Here is a 12,662-nt window from a genome sequence, read left to right as displayed (position 1 = left end):
AAAAAAAAAAACCCCACAACAAACAAAAAAACTCCCCAAAACCCCACCCCCCCCCAAACAAAAAAAAAACCCCCCCCCCCCCCCCCCCCGCCCCCCCCCCCCCCCGGGGGGGGGGGGGGGGGGCCCCCCCCCCCCCCACTTCCGCCATCGCCGCCCCTCGCGACGTCCGCTACACCAAGCGTAATCTCCCCCACTTCGAGCGCCCTTGGGGAAAATACCACATCACCTTCTCAACGCACAAACGCGCCCCGCTCACCGACGCCGCGAAACGCGTCGTCCTCGACAGCCTGATTTTCGGCCACAACGAAAACCGCTATCATCTCTACATCGCGTGCGTGATGCCGGACCATGTTCACCTTCTCATTGAGCCGCAACCCAAAGGACAAACCCCCGAGGGGAAAACGGAATTCCACGCGCTTACCGATATCCTCCACTCGATAAAATCCTTCACCGCACACCAAATCAACAAACTCACAAATGCGAGCGGTCCTGTATGGGACAAGGAAAGCTACGATCGCCTCATACGTTCCGAGTCCGATCTTCAGGAAAAATTCAAATACACACTCGAAAACCCGCGCCGCGACAACCTCGTCGGGCCCGATGCGGAATATCCCTATGTTTGGACGCCCGACCAGCAATCGTCGGAGTTTCGGCGGGACGCCGAAACAGGCACGCGAGACGCGTGCGCTCCCCAAGGCATCATCCCCGGCAAAGCCGCCTTCGAACTCTACGACACCTACGGCTTCCCCCTCGACATGACAGAACTCCTCGCCGCCGAACGCGGCCTCGCCGTTGACACCGCCGGCTTCGAAAAAGAAATGGAAGCCCAGCGCGCCCGCGCCCGCGCCGCGCAGAAAAAGGAAATTATCACCGTCACCGAAAACGAAAACGACGGCGCCACCGCCGCTCCCACCCTCTTCACCGGCTTCGACTACACGCACACGCAATACAACGCCGAGCCCGAACCGCAAACCGCCAGCCTCGTAGAAATCATCACCGTCTCCGACGGACGCGCCTGTCTCGTCTTCGACCGCACGCCCTTCTACGCCGAAATGGGCGGACAAGTCGGCGATACCGGCACCGTCTCCATCAACGGCAAAACCCACGCCATCGCCAACACCATCAAGGACAAATCCGGCCGCCACCTCCACGAACTCGCCAACCCCGCCGAAGCCGCCGCCCTCAGCCCCTCAGTCCTTCAGCCCTTCAGCCTTTCCCCCGACATCGTCCGCCGCCGCGCGATCCAGCGCCACCACACCGCCACGCACCTCCTCCACTGGGCGCTCCGCGAAGTGCTCGGCGCGCACGTCCGCCAGGCCGGCTCCTCCGTCAACCCCGGCTACCTCCGCTTCGACTTCGCGCACTTCGAGCAAGTCAAGCCCGACCAGCTCCGCCAAATCGAAACCCTCGTCAACCAGCGCATCATCGAAAACGCCACCGTGAGCGCCACCGAAGTCGCGCACGCCGACATCGCCGCCCGCAAGGACATCAACCAGTTCTTTGGCGACAAATACGGCGACCGCGTCCGCGTCGTCCAAATCGGCGGCACGCCCGGCAAACTCGACGGCTACTCGATGGAACTGTGCGGCGGCACGCACACCGCAGCCACCGGCGAACTCGGCCTCCTCAAAATCACCGTCGAAAGCGCCATCGCCGCCGGCACGCGCCGCATTGAAGCCGTCACCGGCCTCCACGCCTACGCGCTCGCCTCCGACCACGAAACGCTCCTCAAGGAAATCGGCGCCCGCATCCAAGCCGGCCCGCAAGACCTCCTCCACAAATTCGACACCCTTCTCGCGCACAAAACCGAGACGGAAAAGAAACTCAAACTCCACGAACAACGCGCCGCCGCCAGCCTCGCCGCCGACCTCGCAGCGAAAGCCACCGCGCTCGCCGACGGCCTCAAGCACGTCACCGCCGTTGTCGAGGCCCCCACGCCCGACGCCCTCCGCAGCATCGGCAGCCAAGTGCTGAGCAAACTCGGCGAAGGCGTGGTGAAACTCGGCGCCGCCTTCGGCCCTGAAAAAGTATCCGTGGTTGTCTTCTGCTCCCCCGCCGCGAACAAAGCCGGCCATCAAGCCGGCAAACTCGTCGCCGAACTCTGCGCAAAATTGGACGGCAAAGGCGGCGGCAAACCCGACTTCGCCATGGGCGGCGGCAAAGCCGCCGGCAAGCTCGCCGAAGTGTTAAAGTAGAGCGTATTCCCGGGAGCGCGGGCATCCTGCCCGCAAGACGGCGCTCCGCGCCGCCCAACCCTCCAAACCTGCGGGCAAGCTGCCCGCGTTCCCGGGCGCAAGCGTAGTTCGATCAAAATTTTGAAAATACGCCGACGCCCTGCCGCCATCCGCATCATTCCTTGGCCGCGGCCTCGGCAAGCGTCTCCCACGAGGCGCGCACCTCTTCGCTCAATGGCTGTGTCGCCAGCCATTCACGCGCGGCCTCGCGTTCGGACTCATTGCTCATCATGCTCGAAAATATCTTGAAGCGCAGCGCATCCTGTTTTCCTGAATCCGTGACCAGCGGCAACAATTCCACGGCGCTTTGCCAATCCTCTGTGTCTGTTGATGCCTCGGCCACAAAATCAATCAACGCCTCGCGCCCTTTACCCTCGGGCACCGCGGAAACATCCATTGGCGTTAACGGGATTTTTCCGTCCGGCCCGTTGGCGTATTGAAAACAACTCACCCGTTTTGAGGTGATCTGGTCCGGATTTGCCAGCAGCCAGTGTAATGCTTCGTCGGACTGACCGTGTCGAGCAGCCATCCGCATTGCTTCGTTTATGTAATTTTCCATAAGCGGGGTGTTTATTTTCACGTCTACTGAACCGAGGAATGCGGCTGGATTATCCCACAGCAATTGCTTCGTTTTTATTTGTTCGCGCAGCGCGCCATCGGCCTCGTTCTCAAGCCACACCTCGGCAGCCTTGCGGTCGGAACGCGCCCAGTTAGCATAACTCCGCCAAAGATTATCCGTGCGATCGACTTCATCAGGCCAAATCACTCGTGCCGCCGCCACGGCTTGGTCGGCGTCCGTTTTGAGTAATTCTCTTATCACGTCGCGCCCATAATGGGCAATCTTATCGGCGGGCATTTTTTGCAGTGTCGCCAAGGCAATCAATGGGTCGTTCCATGCCAGCTTATTCATAAAATCTCCATAATATAGGTTTTGCTCAAATACCACATTCAGCCTCTCAATCGTTGCAAGTATCGAGGAAGGCTTCTCTTTGGCGTAATATTCTAGAATATGAAAAAACATCTCGCTCCCATATGGTTTGTCCCGCTGGCGCGCGCACCACTCTAACGCGGCGCTTTCGTCCATATTCAACCATGCAATGGCAAAATCCTTCACAACCCTGGACTTGCCACGATCCGGCAAACTCTCCAGCACCCGCAACGAGCCTGCCGGATCCGTCTTCAGCATCGACTGCATGATCTCGCCAAAATAATGAGGGGCCACGGAGATATCGTCCGCACGTGCAAGCACCCACGCTTCCTCAGGGTGAGTGTCTTTCAATTCCATAATTACAAATCCGGCAATATCGCTGCGATCTCTTTGGGAGAGATTTTTTTGCAGCCAGTCGATTACCCGCCCCATATTTTTCGTTCCGATCGCCGTCAACGGAATGCCGTAGGCCGTATTGCGCGTCGGAAATTTTGCCGCCCCGTCAACAAACGCCAACGCCCCGTCCGCATCGACCTCCGACCAACGCCGCAAACCCTCGAACACATTTTTTTGTTGTCCCGGTGGACACCCCGCCGTCATCCACCGCTCAATATACCCGCGCCATTGCTCCGGCGTTTTTAAGCCGGCCAAGTCTGGAAACTCGCCGCTGGCATCGGCTTTACCGCCGCTTTTTGAAGTCGCACCTTGCGAATCAATTACTGCCGGGTTTTTGCCCGCGTCGGACTTTGTCCCGTCACCTGACTCCGACACGCGCCCCAATCCCACGCCCAACACAACTCCGACAAGTGCGCAGCAAAAGCACATGAGCAAGACTTTGGGATTTTTCATAAAGCAAATGAATGTGAAGCAGGGTTGGATAATTTATCGGGTGGTTGTTGCGCGAGTAGAAGCCCGTTTCGGGAAACGGTCAACATCCGCACGCCTCATATTCCCAACCTGCGAACGCCGGGAATATTAAAAAATATGCGTGCGAAAAAAGAGCGCCAAATCACATGTTGGCGCGTGGCGTTTTGAGGACTTTCACAACCAACCCAGGAAAAAATTAACCGCAAATAAACGCACGCAAATGAATGCAGATCAGAATCTGCCGCGAAAAGCACAACAGGCGCAAAAAGGAAACTCCGTTCTTTGCGACTTCCGCGCCTCTTTGCGGCCAATCGGGTTGAATATGCGTCAATCTGTGTCCAAAAAACGAGAGGCTCTTTTATCCCCGTTTTAATTCGCGTGCATTTACCCGCATTTGTGGCTTCTAATTTTCACCCTCTTACCATGACACTCCGAAACGCCCTCCTCATCCCCGTTGTCAGTGCTGTATTGGCCATTCCGGCCTTCGCCCAAAAAGCCGACGACAAAACCGAGCAACTCGTGCGCGAAAACTTCGACGTCGCCGCGCAACAATACACAAAACTCCTCCAATCGATGGCCGATGTCGCCGAGAAAAACCGCCAGCCCCGCAGGTTCGAAAACGGCAAGCTCGTAACGATCCGCCCGCGCGACTGGACCAGCGGCTTTTTCCCCGGCTCGCTCTGGCTCCTTCACGAATACACCGGCGACGCAAAATGGCGCGACGCCGCCCGCGAATACACCGCGCGCCTCGAAAGCATCAAGGACTACAAGGGCACGCACGACCTCGGGTTCATGATCGGTTGCAGCTACGGAAACGGCCTCCGGCTCACCAACGACGCCTCCTACCGCGACATCATGCTCAAGGGCGCCGAGTCGCTCGCCAGTCGCTTCAATCCCTGCGCCGGTGTCATCCGTTCGTGGGATCACGGCTACTGGACGTTCCCCGTCATCATCGACAACATGATGAATCTCGAATTTCTTTTCTGGGCCTCGCGCGAGTCCGGCAATCCACGCTACCGCGAAATCGCAATCAGCCATGCGCAAACCACGCTCGCCAACCATTTCCGCGAGGACGGCAGCAGCTATCACGTCGTCGATTACGATCCGGGCACCGGCAAGGTTTTGTTCCGCCACACCAAGCAAGGTTACGCCCACTGGTCGCCATGGGCGCGCGGCCAGGCGTGGGGACTCTACGGGTTCACCATGATGTATCGCGAAACGCGCAATCCCGCCTACCTCGAGCAAGCGCAACGAATCGCCCTGTTCATCCTCCATCACAACAGGCTCCCGAAGGACAAAATCCCCTACTGGGATTTCGACGCGCCCGACATTCCGAACGCGCCGCGCGACGCGTCCGCCGCCGCGATCATCGCCTCCGCGCTCATCGAGTTGAGCGACTACACGACCGACGCCAAGTTCTCCAAGTGGTATCTCGACACCGCGCGCAAGCAGCTCCTCTCGCTTTCCTCTCCCGCCTATCGCGCCAAGGTCGGTGAAAACGGCGGCTTCATCCTGATGCACTCGGTCGGCCATCTTCCCGGCAACAGCGAAATCGACGTGCCGCTCAACTACGCCGACTACTATTTCCTCGAGGCGCTCCTTCGCTACCGCGCCAAGATGTCCGGCAAACCCGCCGTTCCCGCGCCCGTAAATTAAGCCCGCGTCCGAAATGGTTTGCGGAGGCACGGACGGCTCGCCCGTGCCTCCGCTCTTTGGCGCGCCTTTGAGCGCATCGCCAAAAAAACTTCCCGGAAAAAACATCCCCTTTTGAAATCCGCGCGCATCTTGCGCGTCATGAAGCCCCAATGAACACAACCGACCGCCTGCGTCGCGCCACCCTTGCCGTGGCCGCCATTTTATTCCCGCTCGCCGCGCTCGCGAACTCGGTCCCACCGCCTGCGATCTTTTGCTGCGATCCCGCCGTGCTTGCCAACGCCCGCGAGCGCGCTCACGCAAACGACCCCGCGTTTCGCCCCGCCTACGACCGCGTGCTTCGCGAGGCGGACAAGGCGCTCGCCCTCAAACCCCTGTCGGTGATCGACAAAAAGCTCACCGCCGATTCGGGTGACAAACACGACTACCTTTCGCTCGCTCCCTATTGGTGGCCCGATCCGGCCAAGCCCGACGGCCTGCCCTACATTCGCCGCGACGGTCAGGTCAACCCCGAGAGCAAGCGGGATAACGACGCGCTCAAGTTCGTCCGGATTTGCACCGCCGTCAAAACGCTCGGCCTCGCCTATTACCTCACCGGCAGGGAAACCTACGCCGAAACCGCCGCGCTGCTCACCCGCGTCTGGTTTCTCGACGAAGCCACACGCATGAACCCCAACCTCAACCACGCGCAAGGCATTCGCGGACGCAACAGCGGGCGCGGCGCCGGCGTGCTCGAGGGCCGTCACATCACCGCGCTCACCGACGGCCTCGCGCTCATCGCCGCCTCGTCCGCATGGCCCGCCGAAAAACAAACCGCCATGCGCGCCTGGCTCGAGTCGTATCACACTTGGCTCACCACCAGCAAAATCGGTCTCGCCGAGGCCGCCGCCGCCAACAACCACGGCACATGGTATGCCGTGCAAGCCGCGCACCTTGAGCTCGCCCTCGGCAAAACCGCCGCCGCGCGCCGCCGCGTCGAGAAGCAACTTCCGCATTACATCGCCACGCAGATCGAGCCCGACGGACGCCAGCCGCACGAACTCGCGCGCACCAATTCCCTGCACTATTCGATTTTTAACCTGGAGCCCCTTTTTGAACTCGCGCAGCTCGGCGAACGCGCCGGTTACACTGGCGGCTGGGCTCACACAACAAAAGATGGGCGCAGCTTGCGCGCCGCCCTCGCCTATGTGGCGCCTTACCTCGACCCCGCCAAACCCTGGCCCAAGAAAGACATCACGCCCGGAAAAACCGCCCGCATCCTGCCGCTTCTTCGCGCCTATCTCGCCCGTCAGGACGACGCGCAATTCAAGGCGCTCTACGAAACTTATTCCGTTTCCACGCCCGACCTCGCCAAGGAGCGCTGGCATCTTCTTCTGCCGCCCCTCCCGAGGTAGGGACTGTTTTTGGCGCTTGAAAAACGAAGCCCCTGTTTTTTCGCCCTTTGACAACGGAACACGCGCCGCTTTTATCCGTCAGATATTTTTCCAATCTTCAATGAAACGCCTCCTCCTCCTTTGCCTCCTGCCGTTATTTGCGCTCCTGCCTTTCGCGGGTTGCTCCAGCAAACCCAAACCGAGTCCCCTTATCGCAACCGAGGTCGAGCAAAACTTCAAGGACCGCTGGATCGCCAAGCGCGCCGCCGACCTTGTGGCGCTCAAGCAGGCCGCCGACGCGGACGAGGCGAAACGCATCGCAACCGAGGAATTCGGCAAGCGCTTTGCCGCGACAACCGTGGCCCAGCCGTCCGAGGACGGCGCGGCCGGCCAGGCGCGCTGATTTGATCGCAGCGAACGCGCAACCCCCGCGTGCAAAAAACTCCGGATGCCGCCGGGGCAAGCCGAGCGCACGCGCCTGAACCCCCGCTCATGAACCCAACGCAAAATGTCCGTCACTGGCGCGCCATCGGCATGCTTGTTCTTGCGACGGCGTTCTGGGGACTGAGCTTTCCGACCGTGAAGGCGCTCGCGCTCGTGCACGCCGCGATCCAGCCCGGCAGCGGCAACTGGTTCACCGCATCCGCGACCGTCGGCCCGCGCTTCGTTATCGGCACGGTTGTGTTGTTGGTAATCCATCTGCTTTTTCTGCGCGGCAGCGCGCGCCGGCGCACCACTCCGGCCGAGTGGAGGCAGGGCCTGCTCCTCGGCCTCTTCGCCGCCGGCGGCATGATCTTGCAAAACGACGGGCTGCAATTCACCGCGGCCTCCACCTCCGCGTTTCTCACGCAGCTCACCGCCATCCTCATTCCGCTCTACGTGGCGTTTCGCATGCGCAAGAATCCCGGCTGGCGCGTGTGGTTTTGCTGCGCGCTCGTGATCACCGGCGTGGCAATCCTCGGGCAGTTTGACTGGCGCGAACTCCGCCTCGGGCGCGGCGAATTTGAAACCCTGCTTGGCGCGTTTTTCTTTGCCGGGCAAATCCTCACGCTCGACCGGCCCGAATTTGCGGGCAACCGCGTCATGCGCATCACACTCGTGATGTTTGCCACCGAGGCCGTGGTTTATTCCATCATGGCATTCGCAACCGCCCCGAATCTCTCCGCGCTCGTCACGCCGTGGGCCTCGCCCGCCTTCATCATGCTCACGTTGCTCCTCGTTGTGTTCTGCACGTTTGGCGCGTTCTTTTTGATGAACGCCTGGCAGCCCAAAATCACCGCGACGGAGGCGGGCCTCGTGTATTGTTTCGAGCCGATCTTCGGCACGCTCCTCGCCCTGTTTCTGCCCGGCCTGTTCTCCGCCGCGTTCGGAATAAACTATGCCAACGAAACCTTCACCTGGACGCTTCTGACCGGCGGCGCGTTTATCACCGCCGCGAATATTCTGCTGCAACTGAAACCGCCGGTAAAATCCTGACAGGTTTCGTTCCCGCAAAAAACTCCTGACATGTCCCGATGCTTCGCCTCTCTTTTCCCCATGCGCAACTCATCCTCACCGGCCTCGCCCTTGCCTCGCTCTCAATCATGCCCGCCCGAGCCTCAACGGACGCCCCTGACGATCCCCACCTCTGGCTTGAGGACGTGACCGGCGACAAACAGCTCGCTTGGGTGCGCGAGCGCAATGCCGTCAGCACGCGCGAACTCGAAAGCTCGCCCGACTTCGAGCAAACCCGCGCCGCGCTCCTCGCCATCTACAACTCCAGGGAAAAGATTCCCTACGTCGCGAAACACGGCGCGCATTATTACAATTTCTGGCAGGGCGAAAACCATGTGCGCGGCGTCTGGCGCCGGACCACTTTTGCCGAATACCGCAAAACCGCCCCCGCGTGGGAAACCGTCATCGACCTCGACGCGCTTGCCGCCGCCGAAAATGAAAACTGGGTGTGGCACGGCGCCGACATCCTTTACCCCGACCGCGACCGCGCGCTTGTCAAATTCTCGCGCGGCGGCGCCGATGCCGACGTGGTGCGCGAGTTCGACCTGAAAACAAAAACCTTCGTCGCGCCCGGGGCCGGCGGCTTTGCGCTCCCCGAGGCCAAGAGCCGCGTTGCCTGGCGCGACCGCGACACGCTCTACGTCGGCACCGATTTCGGCGCCGGCTCGCTCACCGATTCCGGCTACCCGCGCATCGTCAAGGAATGGAAACGCGGCACGCCGCTCGCCTCCGCCGCGACGATCTTCGAGGCGGACAAAACCGACATGTCTGTATCCGCATTTCGGATACACGACCACGGCGCGCATTACGACATGATCCTGCGACGCCCCGCCTTTTTCACCAACGAAGTCCTGCTTCGCAACCCCGCCGGCGCGTGGGTGAGGCTCGACAAGCCCGACGACGTCAGCGTCGGGTTTCATCGCGGGCAAATCCTGCTCGTTTTGCGCAAGGACTGGACTGTCGGCGGGCGCACCCACGCCGCCGGCGCGCTCCTCGCCGCCGATCTGAAACGCTACCTCGCCGGCGCGCGCGATTTCACCGTGCTCTTCGAGCCCGGCCCGCGCAAATCGCTCGCCGGGACCGCCGACACCAAAAACCACCTCGTCGTCAACGAGCTCGAAAACGTGCGCAACAAACTATTCGCGTGGACTCTCGACGCCGCGACCGGCAAGTGGACGCGCCAGCCCGTGCCCGCGCCCGACTTCGGCGTCACGAGCATCTCGGGAATCGACGAGGACGAATCCGACGACGTGTTCATTCAGACGCAGGATTTCCTCACGCCGCCCAGTCTCGTGCTCGGCACGATCGGCAAATCGAAACGCGAAACACTCAAGCGCCTGCCCGCCTTTTTCGACGCCGGCGGCATGAAGGTTTTCCAATACGAGGCCGCCTCCGCCGACGGCATGAGGGTTCCGTATTTTGTGCTGGCGCCAAAGAGCTTTCGCGCCGACGGCACCGCGCCCGCCTTGCTTTACGGCTACGGCGGATTTCAGATTTCGATGCTGCCGGATTACAAGGCGCACTTTGGCCGGGCGTGGGTCGCGCGCGGCGGCGTGTATGTGCTCGCCAACCTGCGCGGCGGCGGCGAGTTCGGCCCCGCGTGGCACCAGGCCGCGCTCCGCGAAAAACGCCAGCGCGCCTACGATGATTTCGCCGCCATCGCGGAGGACCTGATCGCGCGCAAAATCACCTCGCCCGCGCGCCTCGGCATCATGGGCGGCTCGAATGGCGGGCTGCTCGTCGGCGCGGCGTTCACGCAGCGCCCCGACCTCTATCGCGCCGTCGTCTGCCAGGTGCCGCTCCTCGACATGCGCCGCTACAACAAGCTCCTCGCCGGCGCGAGCTGGATGGCCGAATACGGCAACCCCGACGTGCCGGAGGACTGGGCATTCATCAAAAAATACTCGCCCTACCAAAACGTGAAACCCGGCGTGAAATATCCGCGCGTGCTTTTCACCACCTCGACGCGAGACGACCGCGTGCACCCGGCGCATGCGCGCAAAATGGTCGCCCGCATGGAGGCGCAGGGCCACGACGTGCTCTATTACGAAAATATCGAAGGCGGCCACGGCGGCGCCGCCAACGCCGGGCAACGCGCCCGCATGTGGGCGCTGTCGTTCACCTTCCTCGCAAAGGAACTCGGACTATAACGCCACCGTTCCTTTCGCGAGGGTAGGGCGGCCTCGCCGAGGCCGCCGCGTTTGCCCGCCTCACTGCACCGGCGCGAGGAGCATGGCCACGCGCACGGCGAGGCGGAACCAAAAGCCGCGCGCGTTGAGCTCCGCCGATGTTGCCAGGCGCGAGCACGCAAAATCGTTTTCGAGCATTTTTGTCACCTGCTCGTTGAACTGCCTGTCGGCAAACGCCATCGTCAGCTCGAAGTTCAGGCGAAACGAGCGGTTGTCGAAATTGGCCGTGCCAATTGTGCTGTAGGCGTTGTCCACGACGACGACCTTGTGGTGCATGAAACCCTTTGTGTAGCGGAAGGTTTTAATGCCGACCGTTTCGAGCTCCTCAATGTAGGACCACGCGGAAAGCTGCACGAGAAAGTTGTCCGCCTTGTCGGGAATGAGGATGCGCACATCGACCCCGCGCAGCGCCGCGAGTTGGAGCGCCGAGATGAACTGTTCGTCGGGCACGAAGTATGGGCTCGCGATCCAGATGCGGGTGCGCGCGGTGTTGATCGCATCAAGGAAAAACAGCGTGGCGGTTTCGAGCTCGTCGGAAGGCGCGGACGGCAGGCAAAGCGCGACACGCGAGACGCCGTTCGGCGCGACCTCCGGGCGCCATTCGAATTTCGGAATCTCGCCGGTGGCCCAATGCCAGTCCTCAAGAAAAACCGCCTGCACGCATTGCACGACGGGCCCGGCAAGCCGCGTGTGCGTGTCGCGCCAGTAGCCGGCCTTCTTGTCGCGGCTGCGGTATTCGTCGCCGACGTTGAGGCCGCCGACCCACGCCTCGCGTCCGTCGACCACGACGATTTTGCGATGATTGCGAAAGTTGATTTGAAAACGATTCCAGCGCCCGCGTCTCGTGTTGAACGCGGAGACGTTGATGCCGGCGGCGCGCATGTCGCGCACGTATTTGCGCGTCAGCCCGCTGCTGCCAATCTCGTCGAAAAGCACGTGGCAGCGCACGCCCTCCTTGACCTTGGCCACGAGGTGCGAAAGCAATTCGCGGCCGGTGTCGTCGTCGTGGATGATGTAGAACTGCACCAGCACGTATTCCCTGGCGCGGTCGATGCCGTCGAAAATTGACGAGAACGTGTCGTCGCCATCGATGAGCAGCTCGACGTCGTTGCCGCGCGTGAGCGGAAGGTGCGCGAGCAGTTCGATGGCGAAGGGCTCGCCGAACTGCGGAGTGACAAGCATGTTTTTCGCCCGCATGCGGATCAGCGCGGCCTGAATCGTGGGCGCGGAGATGGCGGACCTCTGGCGGCGGAGCGTGACATATCCGTGGAATTTGCTCCGCCCAAAAACCCAATACGCGGGCACGCTCACAACAGGCATCAAAATGAGCGCGACGACCCACGCGACCGCGCCTTGCGAAGTGCGCGCCGTGAGAATCGCGCGGATGCTCGTCAGCACGCCTGCGATTTGGACGAGGACGTAGGCGACGCTGACGACCGCGCCTGTGTGCGAACGCACGTAGTCCCAAACGGCGGAGGCCCAGGCGACAATGCCGTCGATGATTGATCCGCTTGCGATTTCGGATGCGGGAACCGCGTTCGCGGCGCGGGCGACGGCGCAGCAACCGGCAACCATGCCGAGCAAAACCACAGTGCGTGTGAGACGACGTTCGCGCATTGCGCCTGATATGTGTGCGCCCCGCGCCTCATTCTCAATGGAAAAATGCGCAAGTGGCGGGCTCCGGGTGTGATTAATTTCATGCCGGGCGATGAGTCCGTAAACTTGCGGGCATGGTTGGCGGGCGAGTTTTTTGTTCAGTTTCGCAACACTCTCCCCTGAAAAAACCCAGCCTCCCGTTTGGCTGAAAATGGAGCGGGCGAAGAGGTTCGAACTCTCGACGTCCACCTTGGCAAGGTGGTGCTCTACCAACTGAGCTACGCCCGCAAAAAGTGATTTGCAGGCGTGAATGAGTAAGCAGCCGTTT

At 61.4% G+C, this 12,662-nt stretch carries 8 protein-coding genes and 1 tRNA gene; 6 read left to right on the top strand and 3 right to left on the bottom strand.

What is annotated here, in order from left to right; all coding sequences use genetic code 11:
- Window positions 1-2,195, top strand: a 2,195-nt coding sequence (locus M2447_RS12140; protein ID WP_277558824.1) for an alanine--tRNA ligase-related protein, incomplete at its 5' end; no start/stop codon positions are given.
- A gap of 154 nt (window positions 2,196-2,349) precedes the next feature.
- Here M2447_RS12140 and M2447_RS12135 read toward each other — a convergent pair.
- Window positions 2,350-4,011, bottom strand: coding sequence for a hypothetical protein (locus M2447_RS12135; RefSeq protein ID WP_277558823.1), 1,662 nt, complete (start codon window positions 4,009-4,011; stop codon window positions 2,350-2,352).
- Window positions 4,012-4,452: 441 nt separating this feature from the next.
- Here M2447_RS12135 and M2447_RS12130 point away from each other — a divergent pair, with 441 nt between their 5' ends.
- From M2447_RS12130 to M2447_RS12110, 5 genes are all read left to right on the top strand, one after another.
- Window positions 4,453-5,685 (top strand): glycoside hydrolase family 88 protein, encoded by a 1,233-nt coding sequence (locus M2447_RS12130; RefSeq protein ID WP_277510167.1) that lies wholly within the window; start codon window positions 4,453-4,455, stop codon window positions 5,683-5,685.
- A gap of 149 nt (window positions 5,686-5,834) precedes the next feature.
- The gene (locus M2447_RS12125) at window positions 5,835-7,076 is read left to right on the top strand and encodes an alginate lyase family protein (protein ID WP_277558822.1); all 1,242 of its coding nucleotides are present in this window, start codon (window positions 5,835-5,837) and stop codon (window positions 7,074-7,076) included.
- Between the two features lie 100 nt (window positions 7,077-7,176).
- Window positions 7,177-7,458 (top strand): hypothetical protein, encoded by a 282-nt coding sequence (locus tag M2447_RS12120; protein WP_108824297.1) that lies wholly within the window; start codon window positions 7,177-7,179, stop codon window positions 7,456-7,458.
- An 89-nt stretch (window positions 7,459-7,547) separates the two neighbouring features.
- A complete protein-coding gene (locus M2447_RS12115) occupies window positions 7,548-8,531 on the top strand; it encodes a DMT family transporter (protein WP_277558821.1) in 984 nt (327 codons plus the stop codon).
- A 38-nt stretch (window positions 8,532-8,569) separates the two neighbouring features.
- Window positions 8,570-10,699 (top strand): prolyl oligopeptidase family serine peptidase, encoded by a 2,130-nt coding sequence (locus tag M2447_RS12110; RefSeq protein ID WP_277558820.1) that lies wholly within the window; start codon window positions 8,570-8,572, stop codon window positions 10,697-10,699.
- A 60-nt stretch (window positions 10,700-10,759) separates the two neighbouring features.
- On the opposite strand, the gene cls is transcribed toward M2447_RS12110, so the two are convergent.
- The gene (gene cls, locus M2447_RS12105; RefSeq protein WP_277558819.1) at window positions 10,760-12,355 is read right to left on the bottom strand and encodes a cardiolipin synthase; all 1,596 of its coding nucleotides are present in this window, start codon (window positions 12,353-12,355) and stop codon (window positions 10,760-10,762) included.
- A 191-nt stretch (window positions 12,356-12,546) separates the two neighbouring features.
- Window positions 12,547-12,622: transfer RNA gene (locus M2447_RS12100), tRNA-Gly, on the bottom strand.
- Window positions 12,623-12,662 lie beyond the last annotated feature (40 nt).

Source organism: Ereboglobus sp. PH5-10, from assembly GCF_029504735.1.
Classification (GTDB): domain Bacteria; phylum Verrucomicrobiota; class Verrucomicrobiia; order Opitutales; family Opitutaceae; genus Ereboglobus.
This window is presented reverse-complemented; position numbering and strand designations above follow the sequence as displayed.